Source organism: Reyranella sp. (assembly GCF_004297405.1).
GTDB lineage: Bacteria > Pseudomonadota > Alphaproteobacteria > Reyranellales > Reyranellaceae > Reyranella.
Genome location: NZ_SCVC01000032.1, coordinates 205,872 through 231,941, shown reverse-complemented (window position 1 = coordinate 231,941; position 26,070 = coordinate 205,872). Strand labels below are relative to the sequence as shown.

General features: G+C 66.5%; 20 protein-coding genes. 4 read left to right on the top strand and 16 right to left on the bottom strand.

Annotated features, from left to right (window positions below; translation table 11 throughout):
* Position 1 precedes the first annotated feature (1 nt).
* The 3 genes from EPO50_RS21175 to EPO50_RS21165 are packed head-to-tail and all read left to right on the top strand — an operon-like array spanning position 2 to position 3,593.
* A complete protein-coding gene (locus EPO50_RS21175) occupies positions 2 to 1,681 on the top strand; it encodes an iron ABC transporter permease (protein ID WP_296347193.1) in 1,680 nt (559 codons plus the stop codon).
* Positions 1,682 to 1,686: 5 nt separating this feature from the next.
* Positions 1,687 to 2,709, top strand: a complete 1,023-nt coding sequence (locus EPO50_RS21170; protein ID WP_296347191.1) for an ABC transporter ATP-binding protein — start codon at positions 1,687 to 1,689, stop codon at positions 2,707 to 2,709.
* Positions 2,706 to 3,593 (top strand): 50S ribosomal protein L11 methyltransferase, encoded by an 888-nt coding sequence (locus EPO50_RS21165; protein ID WP_296347189.1) that lies wholly within the window; start codon positions 2,706 to 2,708, stop codon positions 3,591 to 3,593. Before EPO50_RS21170 ends, EPO50_RS21165 begins: the two co-directional genes overlap by 4 nt.
* Positions 3,594 to 3,647: 54 nt before the next feature.
* Here the strand turns inward: EPO50_RS21165 and EPO50_RS21160 are convergent, their stop codons facing one another.
* A complete protein-coding gene (locus EPO50_RS21160; protein ID WP_296347186.1) occupies positions 3,648 to 4,055 on the bottom strand; it encodes a DUF1127 domain-containing protein in 408 nt (135 codons plus the stop codon).
* A gap of 210 nt (positions 4,056 to 4,265) precedes the next feature.
* Here EPO50_RS21160 and EPO50_RS21155 point away from each other — a divergent pair, with 210 nt between their 5' ends.
* Entirely contained in the window at positions 4,266 to 6,275 is a 2,010-nt protein-coding gene (locus EPO50_RS21155; protein ID WP_296347184.1) for an aminopeptidase P family protein, read from the top strand.
* A gap of 15 nt (positions 6,276 to 6,290) precedes the next feature.
* Here the strand turns inward: EPO50_RS21155 and ligA are convergent, their stop codons facing one another.
* The 15 genes from ligA to EPO50_RS21080 all read right to left on the bottom strand — a co-directional run bounded on the left by ligA (position 6,291) and on the right by EPO50_RS21080 (position 26,068).
* Entirely contained in the window at positions 6,291 to 8,450 is a 2,160-nt protein-coding gene (gene ligA, locus EPO50_RS21150) for an NAD-dependent DNA ligase LigA (protein ID WP_296347183.1), read from the bottom strand.
* Between the two features lie 8 nt (positions 8,451 to 8,458).
* Positions 8,459 to 10,138 carry a DNA repair protein RecN gene (recN, locus tag EPO50_RS21145; RefSeq protein ID WP_296347181.1) on the bottom strand — a complete coding sequence of 560 codons (1,680 nt, stop codon included), beginning with the start codon at positions 10,136 to 10,138 and terminating at the stop codon, positions 8,459 to 8,461.
* Between the two features lie 4 nt (positions 10,139 to 10,142).
* Positions 10,143 to 10,967, bottom strand: coding sequence for an outer membrane protein assembly factor BamD (locus tag EPO50_RS21140; protein WP_296347178.1), 825 nt, complete (start codon positions 10,965 to 10,967; stop codon positions 10,143 to 10,145).
* A gap of 108 nt (positions 10,968 to 11,075) precedes the next feature.
* The gene (gene ftsZ / locus EPO50_RS21135) at positions 11,076 to 12,854 is read right to left on the bottom strand and encodes a cell division protein FtsZ (RefSeq protein WP_296347176.1); all 1,779 of its coding nucleotides are present in this window, start codon (positions 12,852 to 12,854) and stop codon (positions 11,076 to 11,078) included.
* 150 nt (positions 12,855 to 13,004) lie between these two features.
* Positions 13,005 to 14,240 carry a cell division protein FtsA gene (gene ftsA, locus EPO50_RS21130; RefSeq protein ID WP_296347174.1) on the bottom strand — a complete coding sequence of 412 codons (1,236 nt, stop codon included), beginning with the start codon at positions 14,238 to 14,240 and terminating at the stop codon, positions 13,005 to 13,007.
* Between the two features lie 45 nt (positions 14,241 to 14,285).
* Positions 14,286 to 15,164 (bottom strand): cell division protein FtsQ/DivIB, encoded by an 879-nt coding sequence (locus EPO50_RS21125; protein WP_296347172.1) that lies wholly within the window; start codon positions 15,162 to 15,164, stop codon positions 14,286 to 14,288.
* Positions 15,161 to 16,093 (bottom strand): D-alanine--D-alanine ligase, encoded by a 933-nt coding sequence (locus EPO50_RS21120; RefSeq protein ID WP_296347169.1) that lies wholly within the window; start codon positions 16,091 to 16,093, stop codon positions 15,161 to 15,163. Before EPO50_RS21120 ends, EPO50_RS21125 begins: the two co-directional genes overlap by 4 nt.
* The gene (murB, locus tag EPO50_RS21115) at positions 16,090 to 17,004 is read right to left on the bottom strand and encodes a UDP-N-acetylmuramate dehydrogenase (protein ID WP_296347381.1); all 915 of its coding nucleotides are present in this window, start codon (positions 17,002 to 17,004) and stop codon (positions 16,090 to 16,092) included. Before murB ends, EPO50_RS21120 begins: the two co-directional genes overlap by 4 nt.
* Positions 17,004 to 18,467: a UDP-N-acetylmuramate--L-alanine ligase gene (gene murC / locus EPO50_RS21110; RefSeq protein WP_296347168.1), complete on the bottom strand. Its 1,464-nt coding sequence runs from the start codon at positions 18,465 to 18,467 to the stop codon at positions 17,004 to 17,006. Before murC ends, murB begins: the two co-directional genes overlap by 1 nt.
* Entirely contained in the window at positions 18,464 to 19,585 is a 1,122-nt protein-coding gene (murG, locus tag EPO50_RS21105) for an undecaprenyldiphospho-muramoylpentapeptide beta-N-acetylglucosaminyltransferase (RefSeq protein ID WP_296347166.1), read from the bottom strand. Before murG ends, murC begins: the two co-directional genes overlap by 4 nt.
* Positions 19,585 to 20,712, bottom strand: a complete 1,128-nt coding sequence (locus tag EPO50_RS21100; protein WP_296347164.1) for an FtsW/RodA/SpoVE family cell cycle protein — start codon at positions 20,710 to 20,712, stop codon at positions 19,585 to 19,587. Before EPO50_RS21100 ends, murG begins: the two co-directional genes overlap by 1 nt.
* On the bottom strand, positions 20,709 to 22,097 hold the full coding sequence (gene murD / locus EPO50_RS21095; protein ID WP_296347162.1) for a UDP-N-acetylmuramoyl-L-alanine--D-glutamate ligase: 1,389 nt from the start codon (positions 22,095 to 22,097) through the stop codon (positions 20,709 to 20,711). The genes EPO50_RS21100 and murD overlap by 4 nt, the downstream gene beginning before the upstream one ends.
* A 4-nt stretch (positions 22,098 to 22,101) precedes the next feature.
* Entirely contained in the window at positions 22,102 to 23,193 is a 1,092-nt protein-coding gene (gene mraY / locus EPO50_RS21090) for a phospho-N-acetylmuramoyl-pentapeptide-transferase (protein WP_296347160.1), read from the bottom strand.
* 2 nt (positions 23,194 to 23,195) lie between these two features.
* Positions 23,196 to 24,602, bottom strand: a complete 1,407-nt coding sequence (gene murF, locus EPO50_RS21085) for a UDP-N-acetylmuramoyl-tripeptide--D-alanyl-D-alanine ligase (protein ID WP_296347158.1) — start codon at positions 24,600 to 24,602, stop codon at positions 23,196 to 23,198.
* Positions 24,599 to 26,068, bottom strand: a complete 1,470-nt coding sequence (locus tag EPO50_RS21080; RefSeq protein WP_296347156.1) for a UDP-N-acetylmuramoyl-L-alanyl-D-glutamate--2,6-diaminopimelate ligase — start codon at positions 26,066 to 26,068, stop codon at positions 24,599 to 24,601. The genes murF and EPO50_RS21080 overlap by 4 nt, the downstream gene beginning before the upstream one ends.
* Between the last annotated feature and the right edge of the window lie 2 nt (positions 26,069 to 26,070).

Genomic DNA, 26,070 nt, shown 5'->3' with positions numbered 1-26,070 from the left:
GTTGACCGTGCGTTCGCCTGGCCAGGTTGCCCTGGCGCTGGCCATTGCCCTCTTCCTCGGGGTGTTCCTGGTCGTGCCCGTGGCGACCGTGGTCTACGTCGCCTTCACCGAGAAGGGCGGCGGCGCACTCACGCTGATCAACTTCGTGGACTTCGCGCGCACCGAGCTGTTCGTGCGCTCCTTCTGGAATTCTGTCTACGTCTCGGCGATGACGGTCGTCTGGGCCTCGGCGCTGGCTTTGCCGCTCGCCTACCTCACGACGCGCTTCGAGTTCCGAGGCGCCATGCTGGTCCAGACATTGGGCTTCCTGCCGTTGATCATGCCGCCTTTCGTCGGCGCCGTGGCGATGCAACTCCTGTTCGGACGCAACGGCTCGGTCAACCTGCTGCTCGACGAATGGTTCGACTTCAAGATCGGCTTCATGGAGGGGTTGAACGGCGTCATCTTCCTGCAGGCGATCCACTACTTCCCGTTCATCCTGGTCAATCTGTCCGCTGCGCTGCGCAACATCGACCGCAGCATGGAAGAGGCCGCGCAGAACCTGGGATCACATGGGCTGCGCCTGTTCCGCCGCATCGCCTTGCCGCTGGCGCTGCCCGGCTACATCGCTGGCGCCAGCCTGGTGTTCGTGAAGGTGTTCGACGACGTCGCCACACCGCTGTTGCTGAACGTGAAGGAGATGCTGGCGCCGCAAGCCTATCTGCGTATCACCTCGATCGGCATCGACGATCCGATGGGCTACGTGATCTCGGTCGTGCTGATCGTGGTCGCGGTGGCGACCATGTGGGCGACGGCGCTGGTGATGAAGGGTAAGGACTATGCCACCACGCAACGCGGCGGCGGTGGCCTCGCGCGCCGCCAGCTCAAGCCGCGCGAGCAGGTGCTGGCTTATGCGGTCGTCATCCTGATCCTGCTGCTGGTGCTGGCGCCGCATTTCGGACTGGTGCTGCTGTCCTTCGCGACTGTCTGGTCGTTCAGCCCCCTGCCCGACGGCTTCACGTTCGCCCACTACGCACGCGTGCTGGGCGATAGCTCGGTCTACATCAAAAACACGCTGCTCTATTCGGGCCTCGCGGCGGCGATCGACGTCGTCATCGGCGGTGCCATTGCCTACCTGGTGCTGCGCACTCGCCTACCCGGCCGACAGTGGCTCGACTGGGCCGCCAGCACCGCCCTCGCCGTGCCGGGCGTCGTGCTAGGTATCGGTTACCTGCGCGCCTTCTACGGCGTGAAGCTGCCCGACGGTACGCCGCTGGCAGCACTCTGGATCGTGATCGTGCTGGCCATCGCCATTCGCCGCCTGCCCTACGCGCTGCGCGCCGCCTATGCGGCCCTGCAGCAGATCTCGGTATCGCTGGAAGAGGCCGCCGAAAATCTCGGCGCCACCAAGGCCCGCACCGTGCGCCGCATCGTCGTGCCCTTGATGACCGGCGGCCTGCTGGCAGGCTTCGTCACCAGCTTCGCCACGGCGGCGGTCGAACTCTCGGCCGTGCTGATGCTGGTGCAGTCCAACTCCGATGCGCCGCTGGCCTATGGGCTGTACGTGCTGATGCAGACGCCGGCCGGTCGCGGGGCCGGCGCGGCATTGGGCGTGATCGCGGTGATCATCGTGGCGGTCTGCATGTGGCTGTCGCAGCTCGCCGCCGACCGCTCGCAACGCGCGCGCGGCCTCGATATATGACGGGGATGACCATGTCGAAGCCGGCAACAGCCTTGAAGGCAACGGGCATCGAGATCAGCGGCGTCAACCTCTCCTACGGGTCGACTCACGTGCTGAAGGACGTGGCGCTGTCGATCGAGCCCGGCGAGTTCTTCGCCTTCCTGGGTCCGTCAGGCTGCGGCAAGACCACCCTGTTGCGCCTGATCGCAGGCTTCGCCCAGGCCCAGACCGGCCGCGTGCTGCTCGATGGCCAGGATGTGGCACCATTGCCGCCCTGGAAGCGCAATGTCGGCATGGTGTTCCAGAGCTATGCCCTGTGGCCCCACATGACGGTAGCCAAGAACGTTGCCTTCGGCCTGGAGGAACGCCGCCTGCCACGTGCCGAGATCGACCGCCGCGTCGCCCAGGCGCTCGAGCTGGTCGGCCTCACGGACTATGCCCAGCGGCGACCGGCCCAGCTCTCGGGCGGCCAGCAGCAGCGGGTCGCGGTCGCGCGGACCGTCGCCATCGAGCCCAAGGTGCTGCTGCTCGACGAGCCGCTCAGCAACCTCGACGCCAAGATGCGGGTGAGCGTGCGGCGCGAGCTGCGTACCCTGCAGCAACGGCTCGGCCTGACCACGATCTTCGTCACGCACGACCAGGAAGAGGCCAACACGATCTGCGACCGTATCGCCGTCATGGAAGCCGGCGTCATCCGTCAGGTCGGCACGCCGATGGAGCTTTACGAGAAGCCGGCCAACCTCTTCGTGGCGAGCTTCCTCGGCTCAGCCAACATTCTGGGCGAAGGCGCAGGGATTGCCGTGCCCGCGGGCAAGCGTCTGGTCTTCCGGCCGCAGCATGCCACGCTGTCACCCGCCGAAGGCGCCGCCTTGCACGGGCCGGTCACGCACCGCGAGTTTTTGGGCGCCACCGTGCGCTATGGTGTGCGCATCGGCGAGAGCGAGATTCTGATCGAGACGCCGTTCCACTCCGGCAACGAATTGCGCATCGTCGGCGATGTCGTGGGAGTAGCCTTGCCGCCCGAGCGCATGCTCTACCTGCCCGCATGAGTACTGTCCGCAAAGCAGGGTTCGTCGTGCCCGCCGCAGAGCGTGCCGCATGGGAAGCGCTCCTCGAAGAGCGGTTGAGCGAGGATGGCTTCATCGTCGCGAGTTGCGAAATCTCGCGTGACGGGCCCTGGCGCATCGACGTCTTCGGAGAAGGTGATGCGGCATCGGTCGAGGCCGCAATCGTCGCCGCGGCACAAGCATTGGGCGTCACCCGGCCAGACTGGCAGTGGGAAGACCTTCCCGACATCGACTGGGTCGCCGAGAACCAGCGCTCGTTCCGCCCCTTCGCCGTCGGTCCGTTCTGGGTCCATCCCTCGCATGTCAGCGACGGCATGCCGGGCGGACTGCTGCCGTTGCGCATCGATGCCGGACTTGCCTTCGGCACCGGCACGCACGCCACGACGCGCGGTTGTCTGGAAATGCTGGCGACACTCGATCCTCGCGAGACCGTGAATGCCGTCGATGTCGGCTGCGGCAGCGGCATCCTCGCCATCGCCATGGCCAAGCTCTGGCGGCGGCCGGTGATCGGCGGCGACAACGATGCCGAGGCCGTGGACGTGGCGCGCGAGAACGCCGAACTGAATGGTGTCGCTGACCTTTGTCGTTTCTTCGTGTCGGTTGGCCTCGAAGCCGACGAGCTGCGGAAGCCCGCGCCCTACGATCTCGTTGTCGCAAACATTCTCGCCGGGCCGCTGGTCAAGCTTTCGGAATCCTTTGCCGCCTCGGTCAGGCCCGGCGGGCGCGTGCTGCTGAGCGGGCTGCTGGTCGAGCAAGCCGCTCAGGTCCTGTCGGCCTATGGTCAGCGCGGCTTTGCCTTCGAGCGCCGCATCGATTTCGAAACCGGTGGCGCCTGGTGGCGCAGCCTGGTGCTGCGACGGACCTAAACGAAAAAGGGCCGGCTAGGCCGGCCCTTGTACGCTTACGCTACGCTACAAACTCTACGCTGCGCGACGCAGATTCTGATTGGCCGCAACGACGAGGCCAGTGACACCGTCGATCTGCGGGACCACACCCTCGGCGGCCTCACGGACGGCGAAGGAGATATCCGCACGGCACAGGCCGAGATCGGCCAGTTCGCGGTCGGTCATGCGGTGAAGCTGGGCCTCGGCGGCCCGCACCTTCATGTCGGCTTTGATACCTGCGACGAGCCGGTCGTATTGCCGGCCGAGCCACAGGAGCCCGTCACCCACGGCGTTGGCCAGCAACTCGGCGCGTGCATAGCGGGCACGCAGCTCGATCAGGTGGCGATCGTCGACGGTGAAGCCGATCTTGGTAATCTCGTTTCCCCCCGCCGGCGCAGTTTCGCTGGTCAGATCTTTAAAAGTCCGAATCGGCTGGGTCATCATGATAGTCTCCTTCTTGTGCAACGCGGTATTCAATGTTGCGCTGCACCCAGCAAATATAGAGCCTTGAGTTACAACAATAAGTGCGGGTCTTGAAGGTTCGATATGCATCCAATGCATGGCACAAGATAAGTTTGCATCTCGCGGGTGCGAAAGAACAAATATTGCTTAATTTGCCTGTCCCCAGCACGGCGCGTAGGGTCCCGATCCATCATGAGTTCCGCCCCAGACGACGTTCTTCACCTCCTCCGCCAGCGTGGGCGTAATCCCGACCCGGCGGCCCTCGATTCGCTGATGCGCGGCGTGGCTGCAGCGCCCGAAGGCCTGGCAGGGCCTGAGTGGGTCGAGCTGGTCGAACCCGGCGCCGACGCTGAACTGACCAGGGCATTGACCAAATGGCGGGCAGAACTTGCAGAGGCCGGGGATGGTCTCGACGCCTCGCCCGCACCAGCGAACCGCCTTGAAGACCTGCGGGCCGAACTGAAGCGCCGCGGGCTCGACGGCTTCGTCGTGCCGCGTGCCGATGAACATCAAGGCGAGTACGTGCCGCGCCGCTCCCAGCGCCTGGGCTGGCTTACGGGCTTCGCCGGATCTGCAGGCCTCGCCATCGCATTGGCCGACAAGGCGGCGATCTTCGTCGACGGCCGCTACACCCTCGCCGTCCGCGCCCAGGTCGATACCGCGGCCTTCGTCCCCCACCAGATTCCCGAGGAGTCGCCTGAGCAGTGGATCACGACGAACCTGCCACGCGGTGGCAAGCTCGGCTTCGATCCCTGGCTGCAGACCGTCGATGGCTACGAGCGCTTTGCGCGTGCCTGCCAGCGCGCCGGTGGCAGTTTCGTTGCGGTCGAGGCCAATCCCGTCGACTCGGTATGGCATGACCGGGCACCGGCGCCGCTGGCACCCGTCGTGCCGCAGCCCGTCGAGTTTGCCGGCGAGGCGAGCGAGACCAAGCGGACGCGCGTCGCCCAGGCCATCGCCGCCAAGGGTGCGGATGCCGCGCTGATCACGGCGCCCGATTCAATCGCCTGGCTCCTGAACGTGCGCGGTGGCGACGTTCCGCGGACGCCCTTCCCTCTGGGCTTTGCCGTGCTGCACGCCGACGGCCATGTCGATCTCTACATGGACCGCCGCAAGGTGCCCGACCGTACCGCTACCTGGCTCGGCAATGCCGTCACCCTGGCACCACCCGAGGAACTGGGCAGCGCCCTCGATGCACTCGGCCAGATGGGCAAGCGAGTCCTGATCGAGACGGCGACCGCACCTTACTGGGCGGCCACACGCCTGCAGGCCGCCGGCGTCACCATCGTGCGCGATGCTGACCCGGTGTCGCTGCCCAAGGCCTGCAAGAACAAGGTCGAACTGGAGGGAATCCGCAGCGCCCATCGCCGTGACGGTGTCGCAGTCAGCCGCTTCCTGGGCTGGCTCGCCCGCGAATCGAAGACCGGCAAGCTGCGGGAAATAGAAGTCTCCGACCGCCTGCAGGCACTGCGCGAGGAAACCGGCAAGCTCCGCGATCTCAGCTTCGACACGATCTCCGGCGCCGGTCCCAATGGCGCAATCGTCCACTACCGCGCCTCCGAGGCGACGGAGCGCCCGCTCGAACCCGGCAGCCTCTATCTGGTCGATTCAGGCGCGCAGTATCGCGACGGCACCACAGACATCACCCGCACGGTAGCTATCGGAACGCCCTCGCCGGAGATGCGCGACCGCTTTACTCGCGTGCTCAAGGGCCATATCGCGCTCGCAACGGCGCGCTTCCCGGTCGGCACCTCGGGCTCCCAGCTCGACGCGCTGGCGCGCTACGCTCTCTGGCAGGTCGGGCTCGACTACGACCATGGCACTGGCCACGGCGTCGGTGCCTATCTTTCGGTGCATGAAGGGCCGCATCGTATCTCCAAGATGCCCAACACCGTGGCACTGCAGCCCGGCATGATCGTCAGCAACGAGCCGGGCTACTACAAGGCGGGCGGATACGGCATCCGCATCGAGAACCTGATCGCGGTGAAGGAAGCCGAGATCGAGGGCGCCGACCGGCGCTATCTCGAATTCGAGACCCTGACGCTTGCGCCCATCGATCTGGCCTGTGTCGAGCCGAAACTGCTGACCGAGGCCGAACGTCAGTGGCTCAACGATTATCACCGGCGCGTGCGCGAAACGGTCGAGCCCGAAGCCGACGAAGCAACCCGCGCCTGGCTGGCCGAGGCGACCCGTCCGATCTGAGTCCGGTCCCGAGGCTCATCCGGCGACGAGCTTCAGCCACTCCTCCTCGGTCATCGTCTGGATGCCGAGTTCGGCCGCCTTGCGCGCCTTGGAGCCGGCATTCTCGCCGACCACGACCAGGCTGGTCTTCTTGGAGACCGAGTCCGTGACCTTGGCCCCCAGCTCCTCGGCCTGCGCCTTGGCAGCGTCGCGGGTCATGGTGGAGAGCTCACCGGTGAAGACCACGATCTTGTCCCGCAGCTTGGCATCGGCCGCGACGACCCGTCGTTCTACCGGCTGGACGGTGAGCTGCTTCAGAAGATCGCGAATGATCTCGACCGTATGGCCCTCGCTGAAGAAAGCGCACATCGCGTCGGCCGTGGTCACGCCGATCTGCTCGACATTGCATAGCCGGCCGTAGCTCGGACCGACTGTGTCGGTGGCTTTTTCTTTCTTTACATCGTCAGGATACTTCTTGCGCTCCCGCGAAGCCGCCAGCATCTCGGCCAGCCATGTGTCGGCATCGCCGTACTCCTGAGCCAGGATCTTAGCCGTGGCCTCGCCAATCAGCGGAATACCGATGGAATTGATCAGCCGATCGAGCGGGATGGTCCGGCGGGCTTCGATCGCGGCGATGAGGTTTCGGACCGACAGATCGCCCCATCCTTCGCGCTTCTTGATGACGTCAACATGCTCTGTCAAACGGAAGATGTCGCCGGGCACCTTCAGAAGCCCGTCGTTGAAGAAGTTCTCGATGTGGGTGCCGCCCAACCCTTCGATGTCGAAGCAGTTGCGGGACACGAAGTGGCGCAGGCGCTCGACCTGCTGGAACGGACATTCGAGCCCTCCTGAGCAGCGCCGCACGACACCGCCCTCCTCGCTCGCCACCTTGGTCTTCAGCGGACAGGGGCAGTGCGTGGGAAAGTGGAACTTCTCGGTCTTCTTCGGCCGTTCCTCGGGCACGTAGCCCAGGACCTGAGGAATGACGTCGCCAGCCCTCTGGATGATCACCATGTCGCCAACTCGCACGTCGAGCCGCTCGATTTCGTCGGCGTTGTGCAGGGTGGCACGTGCCACCATGACGCCACCGACATTGACCGGCTCGAGATCGGCCACCGGCGTCAAGGCGCCGGTGCGACCAACCTGGATGAGGATGTCGTTCAGCCGGGTCCGCGCCTGTTCGGCGGGGAACTTGTGGGCAATCGCCCAGCGCGGCGCGCGGCTCACGAAGCCCAGCCGCTCCTGCCAGTCGATCCGGTCGACCTTGTAGACGACGCCGTCGATATCGTAGGGCAGCGACGGCCGGTCCACCCCCATCTCGCGGTAGTACGCCAGCACCTGCTCGGGCGTCCGGCAAAGCTTGGACAGAGGATTGACCCGGAAGCCCCAGTCCTTGAGGAGCTTCAGGTAGTCGCTGTGCGTCTTCCAGGTGCGCGGCTCGGCCTCGCCCCAGGCATAGGCGAAGAAGCGCAGCGGACGGCTCGCCGTGATCGTGGAATCGAGTTGCCGCAGCGATCCTGCAGCGGCGTTTCGCGGGTTGGCGAAGATCTTGTCGCCGGCCTCCTCCTGGCGCCGGTTCATCTCCTGGAACGCCTTGCGCTCCATGTAGATTTCGCCCCGCACGTCGATCGCCTTGGGTGCCTTGCCTTTCAGCTTGTGGGGGATGTCCTTGACCGTCTTCAGGTTGGCGGTGACGTCCTCACCCGTCGTGCCGTCGCCACGGGTAGCGCCGACCGTCAGTTCGCCATCCTCGTAGCGCAGGCTGATCGACAAGCCATCGATCTTGGGCTCGCAGGCCAGCGCGATCTCGGCGTCCTTGGCGAGATCGATATCGCGTTCCAGCGCACGGTGCACGCGTTCGAGAAAGGCCTGCAGGTCCTCTTCGGCAAAGGCATTGTCGAGGGACAGCATGGGCCGTGCGTGCCGCACCTTGGCGAAGGCCGTGGTCGGTGTCGGCGCCACCCTCTGCGTCGGGCTGAACATGTCGACGAGCTGCGGAAAGCGCTCCTCGATCGCCTTCAGACGCTGCCGCAGCTTGTCGTAGTCGGCGTCCGAAATCTCCGGATCGTCCTTCTCGTGGTAGAGCTTGTCGTGGTGGGCGATCTCCTCGGCCAGGCGCTTGTGCTCGGCCTTGCCCTGGCGCTCAGTCATCTCGTCGACCGAGAGGGCTGCCTTGAACTTCGCTGCGCGCGACATGTCTGCTCCTAGCCCGCGGTCGCCAGCAGCTTATCGGCCGCAGCCCGCGCTTCGGCCGTGACCTCGGCACCTGACAGCATGCGAGCGATCTCCTCGCGACGGCCCTTGGAATCGAGCGACAGCACGTCGGTACTGGCGGTATTGCGGGTCGTGGTCTTGCGGATCAGCCAATGCCGGTCGGCAATGGCCGCCACCTGCGGAGAATGCGTCACGACCAGCACCTGGACGTCCTTCGCCAAGCGCTTCAGCCGCTCCCCAACCGCTGCTGCCGTAGCCCCGCCGATACCGGAATCGACCTCGTCGAAGACGATGGTCGGCGCGTCGCCGACCTTGGCGAGGCAGACCTTGAGCGCCAACAGGAAGCGCGACAGCTCGCCGCCGGAAGCAATCTTGGCGATCGGCGCCGGCGGTGTGCCGGGATTGGTGGCCACGGTGAACTGAACGCGATCGGTGCCGGCAGCCGACCATTCCGCCTCGGGCAGCGGGGCGACCTCGGTCACAAACTTGGCGCGTTCGAGCTTGAGGGGGCCGAGTTCCGAGGCGACAGCCTTGTCGAGCCGGGAAGCCCCTTTGCGCCGTGCCGCGGCCTGGGCCTCGGCTGCCGAGACGTAGGCGGTGCGGGCCGTCTTCGCGGCGGCGGCGAGCTTCTTGAGGCCGGCTTCACCATCGTCGAGGGCGGCAATCTGGGCCGCAAACTTCGCGGCGAGAGCGGCAAGCTCTGGCACCGTCACATTGTGTTTGCGGGCGGCGGCGCGCAGCGCAAACAGTCGCTCCTCGATCTTCTCAAGGCGCGACGGATCGAATTCGAGCGCATCGCGTGCGGTCTCGAGCTGTGCCTGCGCCTCGGTCGCCTCGCTCAGCGCCCGGTCGAGGGCCGCTAGGGCCGCATCGAGGCGTCCTGCCGCCTTATCGACATTGCGTTCGATGTGGCGATGAGCGGACCGCAATGCCGCAACGGCCCCACGCCCCTGCTCCAGATCGCCGAGCGCCTGGGCGACAGCCTCACCCAATGCGCTGCCGGCGCGCATGAGCTGCCGCTCCGCCGCCAGCGTCTCCTCGTCGTCGGCCTTGGGCGCCAGCGTTTCCAGTTCCTTCACCGCGTGACGCAGGAAATCCTCGTCGCGCCGCGCTGCTTCTGCGGCAGCAAGCGCATCGGCATGCGCCTGATCGGCCGCGCGCCAGCCGGTCCACGCCGCGGCGACCGATGCCGCTATCTTCTCAAGACCGGCGAAGGCGTCGAGTGACTGACAGTGCGTTGCCGTATCGAGCAACCCGTGCTGCTCCATCTGCCCCTGGATCTCGACCAGCGTATCGCCCAACCGGCGCAGCAAGGCGACCGATGCGGGCTGGTCGTTGACGAAGGCACGGCCACGACCATCGATGCCGATCATGCGGCGCAGGGTCAGCACGTCTTCTTGGTCAAACCCTTGTTCGCCCAGCACGATATGGGCCGGGTGTCCGCGGGGAAGGTCGAATGACGCCGACACCGATGCCTGCGCCGCACCGCGGCGAACGGCGCCGGACTCGGCGCGTGCCCCCAGCGCCAGGCTCAGCGCGTCGATCAGGATGGACTTGCCGGCGCCGGTCTCGCCGGTCAGCGCACCGAGACCGCCGCCGCCACTGCGGGCAAAATCGAGGTCGAGCTTCTCGATCAGGACAAAGTCGCGGATCGAAAGCGAGGCCAGCATACGGTCAGAAGATGCCCGAGAACCAGCCGCGCGACTCGTCGGGTGGCCGCGTGCCCTCGCCTGTCATCAGGAAGTAGCTGTCCTGATACCACTCGCTGCCGGGGAAATTGTAGCCGAGCACGGCGGCCGCTTCCTTGGCCTCGCTTTTCACGCCGAGCGACAGGTAGGTCTCGACCAGTCGATGCAGCGCCTCGGGCACATGCGTGGTCGTCTGATAACGCTCGATCACCACGCGGTAGCGGTTGATGGCGCCGATATACTGCTGCTGCTGCTGATAGTAGCGGCCGACCGACATCTCCTTGCCAGCGAGATGGTCGATGCAGAGCTCGACCTTCAGGCGCGAGTCGCGTGCGTAGGGCGAATCCGGAAAGCGCTTCACGACCTCGGCCAGGGCATCGAGCGCCTGCTGGGTGACGCGCTGGTCGCGGCCGACGTCGGAGATCTGCTCGTAGAAGCAGAGCGCCTTCAGGTAATAGGCGTAGGGAAGGTCGCGATGGCCGGGATGGAGCTGGATGAAGCGATCCAGCGCGATGATGGCCTCGTCGTACTTGTTCGACTGGTAGTAGGCGAAGGCCGCCATGATCTGCGCCTTGGTTGCCCACACCGAATAAGGATGCTGCCGATCGACTTCCTCGAAGTTCTTGGCCGCGCTCTTGTATTCCTGAGCGCCGAGATCATCGAGGCCGCGGTTGTAGAGCTGCTCCACCGGTTGCTCGACATAGTTTGCATTGTCGTCTGAGCCACCGCACGCCGCGAGACCGAAGCCTGCGACGGCCAGAGTCAGCCCTGCACCGATGCTGAGAGTCCTGCGTACGACCGCTTTCGACATGTCCCATCCGTCACATTTACGCCGGCCGGGTTTATATCATGCGGCGGCTAAAAAAAGAGGGGCCGAACGGCCCCTCCAGGAGATGCGTAGAGACTAACAATACCTACGTCAGTTGGCTTGCCGACGCAGGAAAGCAGGAATTTGCAGGTCGTCGTCATCTCGCGCGGGCTTAGCGCGCTCGGTAACGTCGAGGCTGATCGAGGTCTGCACCGGCGCCGGACGGGCCGCGGGCAGCTTGGGAGCCACCGGAACGACGTTTTCCGCCACCGGACGGGCCACCGACGGCTCGACCGGAGCCGCAGCAGGCGCCGGCGTCGTCGCGGGCTTCGGTGCCGAGAAGGCGCCCGTGATCCGCTGGAACAGGTTCGGCGCCCGGCTTTCCCCACCCGACCGCGCGGCCATCGGTCGCGCGACGGGTTCGGCGCGCGTGGGCGCCTTGGCGGTCGACGGACGGCTCACGCGCCAGTCGTTCTCGTCGACCAGCGGACGCTGGGCGGCCACCGGGGCCGGAGCCGGCATCGGCGCAGGCGCCGGGGCGGCCGCGACGGGAGCAGGCGCGGGAGCCGGTACATAAGCCGGGGCGGCCGGCGTTTCGACCGGCGCAGCCTCCATCATAGGCGCGGCCGGAGCTGCTTCGGCAACCATGGCCGGAGCCGGCATCGGTGCTGGTGCAGGCGGTGCCATCGCCGCGATCGGTGCAGGCTCGACGATCGGCGGAGGCGGCGGCACGACAGTGACCACTGGCGGTGCCATCGGCGCGGCGACAGGTGCTGCCGGAATGGCGGGCGCCATAGCAGCGGCCGGCATGGCAATGCGTCCGACAGGCGGTGCGGCCGGACGGCTCAGCGCCGGCTGGCCGGTCTGTGACGGGCGGTTCATGTCGAGTGACAGGTAATTCGGCGCGGGCTGCTGCGAGGCCAGCGCGGCAATGCCAGTGGCGACCACCGAAACGCGCATCCGGCCCTGCATGGTGGCATCGAAAGTCGAGCCGAAGATGATGTTGGCGTCGCCGTCCACTTCCTCGCGGATGCGGTTGGCCGCTTCGTCGACTTCGTGCAGCGTCATGTCGAGGCCGCCGGTGATGTTGATGAGCACGCCCTGGGCGCCCTTCATCGAGTGATCTTCCAGCAGCGGGTTGGAGATCGCCGACTCGGCAGCGACTCGGCTGCGGTCCGGACCTTCGGCTTCGCCAGTGCCCATCATCGCCTTGCCCATCTCACCCATCACCGTGCGGATGTCGGCGAAGTCGAGGTTGATGAGGCCCGGCATGACCATGAGATCGGTGACGCCGCGCACACCCATGTGCAGCACATCGTCGGCCATCTTGAAGGCGTCGGCGAACGTCGTCTTCTCGTTGGCGATCTTGAACAGGTTCTGGTTGGGGATGACGATCAGCGTGTCGACGACCTTCTCGAGCTCGGTGATGCCCTGCTCGGCCGACTGCATGCGACGACGGCCCTCGAAGTGGAAGGGCTTGGTCACGACGCCGATGGTGAGGATGCCCTGCTCGCGCGCCGCAGCGGCGATGACGGGCGCAGCACCGGTGCCGGTGCCACCGCCCATGCCGGCGGTGACGAACACCATGTTCGCGCCGTCGAGGAGCTGAAGGATTTCGGGCAGCGCCTCTTCGGCGGCCTGGCGGCCGACCTCGGGACGCGCACCTGCACCCAGGCCCTGGGTGATGGTGATGCCGAGCTGCACGCGCCGGTCGGCCAGCGACTGGCCGAGCGCCTGGGCGTCGGTGTTGGCGACGATGAACTCCACGCCTTCCAGCGCGGCGCTGATCATGTTGTTGACGGCGTTTCCGCCCGCGCCACCGACACCAATGACGGTGATACGCGGCTTAATCTCCGACTCCTTCTGAGGGAGACTGAGGTTGATTGTCATTCGGCTTTCTCCACGCAAACGAGGGGGTAATCTGCTCGGAGCGTCGGCGTGGGACCCCTTTTTGGGTGGAGTCCCTTCACCGCCACCGGCTTTTTATTTCTTTCTGTCTACAGCCTGTTGGGGATTGCCATTCCCCACACAACATATTGCCTAAAAATTCTCCCGTATCCAACTGCCAATCCGGCCGATGCGTGTTGCGGGAGCTTCCGAAGCAGCCGGCTGGCTTTGCGTGACGGCGTGATTGTGAAGCGCGAACGACAATAGACCCGCGGCCGCCGAAAATGCCGGCCCGCCTGTGGAATCTGCGAGTCCAGCGAGCCTGAGCGGCGCACCGGTACGAACTTTCTTATTCAGGATCGCCGCCGCAACTTCCGGCACACCGTCGAGTTGGCAGCCGCCGCCGACCAGAACAGCGCGTCCACCGGCCAACTTATCCACACCGCTCGCTTCGAGTCGGCTACGCACCAACTCGAATGTTTCTTCGACGCGCGGTCGAATGATGCCGACCAAAATCGACCGGGGGATGTGGTTGGGGCGCGTGCGGTCCTCTTCGCCGATCAACGGCACGTCGATGATGTCGTACTCGTCGTTGGGCTTGGCGACGGAGCGGCCGATCTGTGTCTTCATCCGCTCTGCATGCGCCAGCGGCGTGGAGAGGCCACGGGCAATATCACGGGTCACATGCTCGCCGCCGACCGGGATCGAATCGACGTGCACGAGGTGGCCTTCATAGAAGACGGCGATCGAGGTCGTGCCGGCACCCATGTCGATCAGCGTCACGCCGAGGTCGCGCTCGTCGGAGACGAGAGAACTCAGCCCGGCGGCATGGGCCGCCACGACCCGGTCGGCGATCTCGAGATGGGCACGACGCACGCAGACCTGGAGGTTACGCATGGCGCCACTGGCTGCGGTCACGAGGTGGACGTCGACGCCCAGCCGCTCGCCGAACATGCCGCGGGCATCCCGCACCGGCGTGCCGTCGACCGTATAGCCGATGGCAGCGGAGTGGATGATGTCGCGGTCGGCGGTCTCGGCGGGCAACTGGATGTGCTGCTGGACTCGCCGGACATCGCGTTCGCCGATCTCGTGGTGGCCGATCGCGACTTCGAGGCTCTGGTTATGCGAGGCGGCCGACCCGCCACTGACGCCGACGATGACATCGCGCACATGCTCGCCGCACATCTCTTCCGCGGTCGATACAGCCGAGGAGATCGCTCGCGTGGCGGCTTCCATGTCGACGATGTTGCCACAGCGCATGCCCTGCGCCGGCTGGTGCCCGATACCGACCACCCGAAGCCCTTGCCCGTCCACGCGCGCCACGAAGCAAACGACCTTGTTGGTTCCGATGTCGAGCGCCGCAATGACGCCGTTTCTCGTCTTCGCCACGATGTCCCCCGTCTCTACGCGTACACGTCCAGTATCACATCAATATCACGCCGGCCCAGGCGTAGGCTCGCCCGTGTTGCGTTTTCTGAGATAAAGCTTGTCCGGCAATCGAAGATCGACGACGCCGAACTCACGCGACAGCAGCTTGTGCTGTCCGTCGAGCTTGGCGAGCTGCTGCAAGGCGGCAACAGCGTCCTCCTCCGGCAACCAGATCTCGACGCCATTGTTCAGAACCAGATTCCAGCGGCGCTGCCCGACCCACACGGCGGCGCGCAACTGTCGTGACACGGCCGGCTCATAGGTGAGCAGCAGCAGCAGGTCTCCGACATGTTCGGGTGCGCCCGGTCCGCCCAGCAGCAACAGGCTTTCGGCGCCCGGCGGCATGCGGCTGGCGCGCACGGTCCGGCCGTTCTTGTCGATCAGCGTGTATTCATTGCCGTTCTGCCAGATCGCGACGGCGCGACGCTCCTTCAGAATGACATAGAGCGTGTCGGGCAAACGGCGTTCGACCGTGGCCCACTCGACCCAGTCGATCGCCTCGAGCCGCCGGCGCGAGGCCTGCAGGTCGATGCCGAGGAGCGAATCACCGCGGCTCACGTTCAGCGCCGCCAGGATGGCGCTGCGTTCGACATAGTCACGGCCCTCGACCGTGACATCGGCCAGCTTGAACGGCGTGATGGCGCCAACGACGGCGCGCGACGCTGCATCGATCCGGTTCTGCGCCTCGACCAGCCAGCCTTCGTGCCATGCCCACCAGCCGCCACCCCCGCCGCAGCCCAGCAGCAGCACGATGACACCGAGCAGCAGCGGCTGGCGCCAGAACGGCCGGCCGGACTTGCGGATCGGTGCGCGCTTCTTGCGGCGATCGTAGTCACGCCGGGCGGTGCCGGCCTTGGGAGTGGCTTTCTTGGGAGCGGTGGTCACACCGGGGACCTCGCGTGATCGATCATCCAGGTCATGAGCTCCGGCCACGAGATGCCGGCCCACTTCGCCTGCTCCGGCGCCAGCGAGAGCGGCGTCATGCCGGGCTGGGTATTGAGCTCGAGGATGACCAGGCCGGACGTACCGGGCTGCGAATCGTCCCAACGGAAATCGGCGCGCGCCAGGCCGTCGCAGCCAAGGGCCTGAAATGCCGTGAGTGCCCATTGCTTGGCGAGTTCGTAGACCTCCGCGGGGATCGGCGCCGGAATCAGGTGCTCGGTGATGCCGTCGGTGTACTTGGCCTCGTAGTCGTAGAACCGTGTCTTTGGCCTGAGTTCAGTGACCGCAACCGCCTTGTCGTGCATCACCGCAACGGTGAGTTCGCGACCGGGTACGAACTTCTCGATCAGCACACGCTCGCCAAACGCGGCTTCGGCGGCTTCGACAGCTGCGAGATTGTCGCCTTCGCGCACGATATGCACACCGACGCTGGAACCCTGGTCGATTGGTTTTACCACATAGGGGCGCGGCATGGGATCGCCCGATGCAAGCGACCGCCGCTCGATTACCTTGCCTTCCGCCACCCGCAGGCCGAGCGAGGTGAAGACGTGGCGCGCCATCGGCTTGTCCATGGCGATGGCCGAAGCGAGAAGGCCTGAATGGGTGTAGGGCACCTGCATGATTTCCAGCACACCCTGGATGCAGCCATCCTCGCCGTAACGGCCGTGCAGGGCGTTGAAGACGACGTCGGGTCCACCGCCTGCCGCCGGGCGCAGGAAATCGACCAGCGCGCGCAGGTCGCGCTTCACGTCGTATTCGATGACCTCGTGCCCGCCTTCACGCAAGCCTTCGGCGCAGGCCTTGCCGCTCACCAGCGAAACCTCACGCTCAGGCGACCAACCACCCATCAGGACCGCGACGCGACGCGTCATCCGGAGACTCCAATACGACGAATTTCCCACTCGAGCTGAACACCGCTCTGCTCGAACACACGACGGCGAACTTCCTCGCCCAGCGCCTCGATATCGGCAGCTGTCGCCGACCCGAGATTGATCAGGAAGTTGCAATGCTTCTCCGAGACCTGCGCCTCGCCGATGCGCAGACCACGGCAGCCGGCCTGATCGATCAGCTGCCAGGCCTTGTGGCTGGGCGGATTGACGAAGGTCGAACCGCCGGTGCGGCTGCGCGGCTGGGAATCGGTGCGGGCCGCATCGATCTCGGCGATGCGGCGGGCGATGGCGAGCTGGTCGCCCGGTGTCGCGGCCAGGCGGGCCGAGGTGAAGATCCAGTCAGCCGGCGCCTCGCTGTGCCGGTAAGTGAAGCCCATGTCGGCAGCGGTGACCTTGTGGACGCGGCCGGCACGATCGACGGCTTCGGCCGAGATCAGCACCTGCGCGAGGTCGCCCTGGTAGGCACCGGCATTCATACGCAGCGCGCCGCCGATCGTCCCCGGAATGCCGCTCAGGAACTCCAGGCCGGCCAGCGCGTGATCCCGCGCCGTGAGCGCCACGTTGAGATCCGGCGCCCCTGCTCCGGCGACGACCTCGTGGCCTTCGACCTCGATGCCCGTGAAGCCACGCATCAAGCGGATGACAACGCCCCTCACGCCACCATCGCGTACCAGCAGATTGGAGCCGACACCCAGCACCGTTACAGGAATGTCCTGCGGCAGGGCGGCGAGAAAGGTCGAGAGGTCCTCGACGTCGGCCGGACGGAACAGCACCTCGGCCGGGCCGCCAGCGCGGAACCAGGTCTGCGGCCCGAGCGGCGCGTCAGCAGCCAGCCGACCACGCGGCTGCGTCAGCCGGTCGATCAGGTGAGGCTTGGACGTCGCGAGCGCCATCATGCGACCGATCCGGAATCATTCGCCACAGCGCGAGGGCCGGCCTTCTCTGCGGCGAGCTGTTGGATCTGGCCGGGCAGTGCATGCGCCCAGGCCGTGATGTTACCGGCGCCGAGGCAGACCACGACGTCGCCGGGGCGTGCCATCTGCCAGATCATCGTCGGCAATTCGCCGGGCGAGCCGAGCGGCGTGACATCGCGATGGCCGGCGCGCTGGACCAAGCCGACCAGCATGTCGCGGTTGACGCCCTCGATCGCCGCCTCACCCGCGGCATAGACGTCGGCGATGATCACCGCATCGGCATCGGTGAAGCAGGTCGCGAACTCGTGGCGCAGCGCACCCAGTCGTGAATAGCGATGCGGCTGCATGACCGCGATCACGCGGCCCGAACCGCCATAGGCCTGGCGCGCGGCGCGCAGCACCGCGGCGATCTCGACAGGATGGTGGCCGTAGTCGTCGATCACGGTGATGCCGTGCGCCTCGCCGGTCTTGGTGAAGCGCCGCTTCACGCCGGCAAAAGAGCCCAGCGCCCGGCGGATGGTCTCGTCGGGCAAGCCCATTTCCTGCGCCACGGCGATTGCCGCCAGCGCGTTCTGGACGTTGTGCTGGCCGAACATCGGCAGGCGCAGGCCGGTGATGGTGCGCGACTCGTTGGTGGCTCGGTGCTCGATCATCACATCGAAGTCGGCGCCGCTGCGGTCGAGCTTGAGGTTGATCGCACGTACGTCAGCGTTGGCGCCGATGCCGTAGGTGATGATGCGGCGATCGGCGACACGCGGCAGCAGCGCCTGGACCTCGGGATGGTCGAAGCAGAGAACGGCGAAACCGTAGAAGGGAATGTTCTCGACGAAGCGGACGAAGGCGTCACGCAACGCATCGAAGGTACCGTAATGGTCGAGATGTTCGGGATCGACGTTGGTCACGACAGCGATGGTCGCCGGCAGACGCAGGAAGGAGCCGTCCGACTCGTCGGATTCCACGACCATCCAGTCGCCCTCGCCGAGGCGGGCGTTGGTGCCGTAGGCGTTGATGATGCCGCCGTTGATGACCGTCGGATCGAGGCCACCGGCATCCAGCATCGAGGCGACCAGCGAGGTGGTGGTCGTCTTGCCATGCGTGCCGCCGACGGCAATCGACCATTTCAGCCGCATCAGCTCGCCCAGCATTTCGGCGCGACGCACCACCGGAACCAGGCGCGCGCGGGCGGCCAGGACCTCGGGATTGTCCTTCTTCACGGCGCTCGAAACGACCACGACCTGGGCGTTGGAGATATTGTCTGCGCGATGGCCGATTGCGACCTTGATGCCGAGATCGCCGAGGCGACGCGTATTGGCGCCTTCGGCAACATCGCTGCCCTGGACCTTGTAGCCGAGATTGTGCAGCACCTCGGCGATACCGGACATACCGATGCCGCCGATGCCGACGAAGTGGATCAATCCGAGGTCGAGCGGCAGCGCCCTCATGCGGGAACTCCTGAAGGCTGGAGTGAAAGACCAGTGATCTCGGCCACGACATCGGCGAGCCGGGCGGCAGCGTCGGGACGGCCGGCGCCGTGGGCGGCAGCGGCCATCGCGGCGAGCCGCTCCGGCGCCTCGAACAGCGTCGTGAGGTGGCCGGCCAGGGTCGCCGCATCGAACGACGCATGCGGCACGACAATGCAGGCGCCCGTCGCCTCGAAGGCACGGGCGTTCGCCGTCTGGTGATCGTCGGCGGCGTAAGGATAGGGAATCAGGATCGACGGCCGGCCGATCGTGGCCAGCTCGGCCACGGTCGAGGCACCGGAACGGCCGATCACGAGATGCGCGGCGGCAATGCGTTGCGGCAGGTCGGTGAAGAACGGCGCCAGCTCCGCCACAACACCGTGCTTGGCGTAGATCTTGCGCACGCTGCCGAGATCCTCGGCGCGACATTGCTGCACGACCCTGAGCCGCGGCCGCAGGGCCGGCGACAGCGAGAGCAGTGCCTGGGGAACAACCTGGCTGAACGAGGCCGCGCCCTGGCTGCCGCCGAACACCAGCACGTCGATGATGCGGCCATCGTTCGGCGGGCGGTAAGGCGAGGTGCGCAGCGCCCTTACCGGCTCACGCACCGGATTGCCGACGAGCCGCGCCCGCGTATCGCCCTCGGCGATGAAGCGCGTGCGTGCAAACGATGTCGCAATGAGCCCCGCGCTGCCCTGGACCATGCGGTTCGCCTTGCCCAGCACGGCGTTCTGCTCATGCAACATCGCCGGCAAGCGACGCAGGCGGGCGGCGACCATGGTCGGCACCGACGCATAGCCGCCGAAACCGACCACCGCCGACGGCGCGATGCGGCCCAGCACGCGCCAGGCATCGAACAGACCGAGCGCCAGAGCGAACAACGCCTTCGCCTTGCTCGATACGGAGCCGGTCGGGCTGGCCGAACGAATGTAGTGGATCGGCCGACGCGACAGCGCACCCTGCCACTGCCGGCCGCGCGAATCCGTCACCAGGGTGAACGGCACGCCCCGCGCCTCGAGCTCGCCAGCCAGCGCCTCGGCGGGAAACACATGCCCGCCGGTGCCACCGGTCGCGAGGACGACGGGGCCGACTCCTGCCATCACACCGCCTCCCGGAGGCCGGCATGTTCGCGGGTCAGCGACAGCAACATGCCGACGCAAATCGCCATCGCCAGCGCCGACGAGCCGCCGTAGGAGATGAACGGCAAGGTCATGCCCTTGGCAGGGATGAGCTGAATGGTCGAGGCCATGTTGATCGCCGCCTGCAGGCCGAACTGCACCGCGAGGCCCGTCGCGGCCAGGGTGATGAACAGGCTCGTTTCCTTGGAGGCACGCGACATCGAGCGCAGGGTCACGAAGGCGAACAGGCAGAGGATCAGCAGGCAAACGACGAGGCCGAACTCCTCGCCCGCGACGGCCATCACGAAGTCGGTGTGCGCATCGGGAAGCTGTGCCTTCACCGTGCCCTCGCCCGGGCCGCGGCCGAACAGAGAGCCGTTCATGAAGGCTTCGAGCGAGGTGTTGACCTGATAGTTGTCGCCCGACGTTGGATCGAGAAAGCGATCGAAGCGGCTGCGGACGTGGCTGAACATGAAGTAGGCGCCGACCAGGCCAGCTCCGCCGGCGACGGCGCCGAAGCCTGCGACCCACATCGGCAGGCCGACGACGAAGAGCTGAGCCGCCCACACCGCTGCAACGACGACGCTCATACCGAGGTCCGGCTGCAGCACCAGCAGCGCCAGCACGCCGCCGACCAGCAAGGTGCAGAGGAAATAACCAGGCGCACGCCGCTCCGTCCGGCTCTGCGCCAGCAGCCAGGCGGAGATCACCGCCAGGCTCGGCTTCACGAATTCAGACGGCTGCAGGCTCGACAGGCCGGGCACGGAGATCCAGCGCCGCGCACCCTTGATCTCGATCCCGATGACGAAGGTCGCCGCGAGCAGCACGACGCTGCCGCAGAACACCAGCAATGCCAGCCGACGCACATGTCGTGGCGAGGCGAGCGAAATCGCCAGCATCAATATGAGCGCCAGCGGCAGGAAGAGGAACTGACGTTTGGCGAAGACGAAGGAGTCGGCGCCGATACGCTCGGCAGCGGGCGGCGACGCCGCCAAGGTCAGCAGCACGCCGAAGGCCATGATCGCCAAGACGGCGCCCAGCGACCAGCGGTCGACGGTCCACCACCATTGACCGATAACGCTCCGGTCGTCGCGTGGAACCTGGATCACGCCGCCCTCCCCAAACTCTCGGCACCGGGCAGCGCCCGCGCCATGGCGCGGAACGCATCGCCACGATGCTCGTAACTCTTCCACTGGTCCCACGAGGCGCAGGCCGGCGACAGCAGCACCACGGCAGGGCCGGTCGCCTCGCGTTGCGCCAAAGCATGGGCCGCATCGAGCGCCGACTTGAGATCGCCGCAGCGGCTGTAGGAAACCTTGCCATCGAGCTGACCGGCAAAGAGCTCGGTGGCCTCGCCGATCAGAAACGCGTGACGGATGCGGTCGAACCAGGGCGCGAGCGGCGCCACGCCGCCCTCCTTCGCCTGGCCGCCCAGGATCCAGTAGATGTCGCGATAGGACGACAGCGCCCGGGCCGTCGCATCGGCGTTGGTCGCCTTGCTGTCGTTGACATAGACGACACGGCCGACGGCCGCGACGCGCTCCTGACGATGCGGCAGGCCGTCGTAGCTCTTGAGGCCGTTCACAATCCACTCGCGCGGCACGTCGAGCCAGCGGCAGGTCGCCCAGGCGCAGGCTGCGTTCTGGGCATTGTGATCGCCCGGCAGGGTCGGCACGTCCGAGAAGTCGACGGTGTAGCCATCGGCATCGACCAGCATGCCCGCACGATAGGACACGCCGCCGGCAACCGGCCGGTCAAGCGCCACCGGCACGCAGGCGATCCCGGTGCGCGCCGCCATCTCGCGTTCGACCGTGCGAGACGGTTCGTCTTCGGTGCCGATCACCGCGCAGTCGCCGGCGCGCTGGCGGGCAAAGATGTTCTTCTTGGCGGCGACATAGCCCGCCAGATCGCCGTGACGGTCGATATGGTCCGGCGTGATGTTCAGCCAAATCGCGACATTGGCGCGGAAGGTCTGCAGCAGCTCGAGCTGGTAGGACGACAGTTCGAGAACGTAAATGCCGCCTTCACCGAGGGGCGCGAGATCGAGGGCGCCGCGGCCGATATTGCCGCCGACCTCGCAGCGCAGGCCGGCATCCTGGAGGATGTGGCCGATCAGCGCTGTCGTCGTCGACTTGCCATTGGTGCCGGTAATGGCCACGAACCGCGCTTCGGGCTGGGCACGCGCCAGCAGCTCGACGTCGCAGATGATGGACTTGCCGGCGGCACGCGCAGCGACCGCCGCCGGGTGTGGCTCAGGCAAACGGTTGGGAATGCCCGGGCTCATCACCAGGGCCGTGACGCCCGACCAGTCGACGGTCGACAGCTCGGCGACGCGGGCGCCTGCCTTTGCCGCCTCGTCGCGCGACAACGCATTGTCGTCCCAGGCGATGCAATCGATCCCGGCCGCCGTTAGGGCGCGCACCGTCGCCAGGCCGGAGCGCGCGAGCCCCAGCACAACGAACGACGAACCCTTGAGGACGGCGAGATCGATCATCCGCTCACCTCAGCTTCAGGGTGGCCAGGCCGGCCATCGCCAGGATGGCGGCGATGATCCAGAAGCGAAAGACGATGGTAGGCTCCGCCCACCCCTTCTGTTCGAAGTGATGATGCAGCGGCGCCATGCGGAAGACGCGGCGGCCGGTCCACTTGTAGGACAGGACCTGCACGATCACTGAAACGGTTTCCAGCACGAACAGGCCGCCGACGATGGCGAGCACGATCTCGTGCTTGGTGACGACGGCCACTGCGCCCAACGCGCCGCCGATGGCGAGCGAACCGGTATCGCCCATGAAGACCATGGCCGGCGGGGCGTTGAACCACAGGAAGCCGAGACCCGCACCGACCAGCGCCGCCAGCAGCACGGCCAGCTCGCCGGAGCGTGGAACGTGGTGCAGGTAGAGGTAGTTGGTGAGGATCGTATTGCCGACCACATAGGCAATCAGGCCGAACACCGCCGAGGCCATGATGACCGGGCCGATCGCCAGCCCGTCAAGGCCGTCGGTGAGGTTGACGGCATTGGAGGCCCCGGCGATCACCAGGACACCGAAGGCCACGAAACCAACGACGCCGAGCGGGATCAACAGATCCTTCAGGAACGGCACCGCCAGCATGTAGCGCAGCGGCGTCGGCGAAGCCTGCGCCACCAGGTAGACCGCAATACCCGATGCCACGACGGAAAGAGCCAGCTTCAGCTTGCCCGGCACGCCCTTGGGATTGCGCTTGGTGACCTTGAGGAAATCGTCCCAGAAACCGACTGCACCGAAAGCGAGCGTGACGCCCAGCACGATCCAGACATAGCGGTTGGTCAGGTCCGCCCACATCAGAGTCGCGACCGACAGCGTGATCAGGATCAGGAGCCCGCCCATGGTCGGCGTGCCCTTCTTGGTCACAAGGTGGCTGGCCGGGCCGTCGTGGCGGATCGGCTGCCCCTGCTTCTGCTTGCTGCGCAGCCAGCGAATCAGCGGACCGCCAATCAGAAAGCTCAACACCAGCGCCGTCAGAAAGGCCGCGATCGACCGAAAGGTCAGATACTTGAAGAGATTGAAGGGGCTGAATACGTCGGCCAGCGGATAGAGGAAATTGTAAAACATTCTTAACGTCCCGCTTCGCCGCCGCTTGCCGCCACAACGGCATCCACGACGATTTTCATTTTCGACCCCAGAGACCCCTTCACCGCCACCACATCGCCCGGTCGCAACGCCGCCGCGAACTCTGCCGCCAGCGCCGCCGAGTCCGGCCGGTGCACGCCGCGCTGCGCCGGCGCAAGCCTCTGCCACAGCGCCTGCATATGCGGACCGCACAGGAACACCTGCGCGGCGCCGCTGGCCGCAACGGCATCGGCGAGGTCGGCATGCAGAGCATCGGCCTCGTCGCCCAGCTCGCGCATGTCGCCCAGCGCCAGCATGCGACGTCCGCCCGCTTTCGGCTCCGTCCGCGACAGCACCGACAACATGGCGCGCATCGACACCGGGTTGCCGTTGTAGCTCTCGTCGAGCAGCTCGATCGTGCCTGCTCCGAACTTCAATACACGTCGCGCGCCACGACCGGGCGAGGCTTTCACCTCGGCCAGCACTCCAGCGGCCTTCACGACATCTGCACCCAACGCCTCGACGACGGCGAGCGCCGCCACGCTGTTCAGCGCCCAGTGCTCGCCCGCCGCGCCCAGCCGATACTCGATCCGCTGGCCATGGATCAAGGCGACAAGGTCGCTTCCTGAATCCTGCAAATTGGACGAGACAAGTCTCGCATCAGCAGCCTCGTCGCGACCGAACGTGACGACACGGGAAACACCAAAATGGCGGGCGTTTTCGGCCAGCCGTGCGTAGTGGCGATTGTCGCGATTGAGCACGACCACTGCACCTTCGGCCATACCGGCGAACAGGCAGCTCTTCTCGTCGGCGATCGCCTCTTCGCTGCCCATGTGGCCGATATGAACTGGCCCCACATTTGTCACGACGCCGACATGCGACTGAACCTGGCGGGCCAGCGGCTCGATCTCGCCGGGATGGTTCATGCCGATTTCGAAGACGCCGTAGCGCGCCTCGCGCGGCAGACGCGCCAGGCTGATCGGCACACCGACATGGTTGTTGTAGCTCGCGATGCTGGCCGAGGTCGGCGCCTGCGCCGACAGCATGGCGCGCAGCGCGTCCTTAGTGCTGGTCTTGCCAACCGAGCCGGTGACACTCGCGATGCGCGCCTGGCTGCGGGCGCGTGCGGAGCGTCCGAGATCGACCAGCGCCTTCATCGTGTCGGGAACGCGGATCAACGTGCCGCGCGCGCCTTCGACGTCGCGCGACACGACGGCAGCGGCGGCACCACGCGTCAGGGCATCGGCGACGAAACCATGACCGTCGGTCGTCTCGCCACTCAATGCGAAGAAGATATCGCCCTTGCCGACCGCGCGACTGTCGAAGGTGACGCCCTCAGCCTCGAAGGGAGCGGTCATCGAGATCGGTGACAGCGCCGCCTTCACCTCATCGGACGTCCATAGCGCGGTCATGCGGCGGCTCCCGCAAGCTCGCGCGCGACCTCGGCATCGTCGAAGTGATGCGTAACGCCTTTAATGGTCTGGCCGGTCTCGTGGCCCTTGCCGGCGATCAGCAGCAGATCGTCGGGACCGGCGAGCGCAGCCATACCGGCCTCGATGGCGGCGTGCCGGCCGTCCGTGGCCTCGATCCAATTTTTCCGATCGGCCGTAATGCCGCGCAGGATCTCGGCGCGAATCGCCTCGGGCTCCTCGCTACGGGGATTGTCGTCGGTGACGATCGAGAGATCGGCCAGGCGCGTCGCGATCTCGCCCATCACCGGCCGCTTGCCGCGATCACGATCACCGCCGCAGCCGAAGACCACGACGAGCTTGCCGCGCGCAAAGGGACGCAGCGTCCGCAGCACCGTCTCGAGCGCTTCCGGCTTGTGCGCATAGTCGACATAGACCGCCGCACCCGACCGATGCCGCGCAACGAGCTGCAGCCGCCCCGGCGCACCGGTCAGGCTGGTGAGGCCGGTAACGGCGCGGTCGGGATCGCCGCCGGTCGCGACGACGAGACCGAGGGCCGCCAGCGCGTTGGAGGCCTGGAAGCCACCGACCAGCGGCAGTGCGATCTCGTGGCGCTTGCCCAGCACCTCGACACAAAGCACCTGTCCGGTCGGCGTCGGATCGTCGGCAAGCAAACGGAACTCGCGGCCCTTGATGCCATAAGTCCAGAAACGGATGCCGCGACGCTGGCACAGCGCCGCAAGGGCGTCGGCGCGATCGCTATCGGCATTGACCACGGCGGTGCCACCAGCCGGCAGCAGCGTGTCGAACAGCCGGGCCTTGGCCGCGAAGTAGTCGTCCATCGAGACGTGGTAGTCGAGGTGCTCGTGCGTGAGATTGGTGAAGGCTGCAGCCGACAGGCGAAGGCCATCGAGCCGGTGCTGGTCGAGACCGTGGCTCGAGGCCTCGATCGCAAGGTGCGTCACACCTTCCCGCGCAAGAGCGGCGATATCCTCGTGGAGTTGCACCGGGTCGGGTGTCGTCAGGCCGCCGTCGCGCACCAGGCCCGGCGAGACGATACCGAGCGTGCCGACGCTCGCAGCGTTGAAACCCAGCGTCGACCAGATGTGGCGCACGAAATGAACGGTCGAAGATTTGCCGTTGGTGCCGGTCACGGCCGCGATGGTGTCGGGCTGCAGGCCCGCGAAGGCCGCCGCCATCAGCGCCACGCGTCGCCGCGGATTGGCATCACGCAGAACGACGATGCCGGGATCGAGTGGCGGTAAGGCTGCGTCGGGCGCCGCGAGGATGGCGACGGCGCCCTTCTTCACCGCGTCGGCGACGAAGGCCGCGCCGTCCTGCTTGGCACCGGAAAGGGCCGCAAAAAGATAGCCGGGCCGGACCTTGCGTGAATCCAGCGTCAGGCCGGAGAGGATGGGATCGCGCGGGAGCGCGGAAGAGGATGCGGTGCCCTCAGCGCTCCGGCGCATGA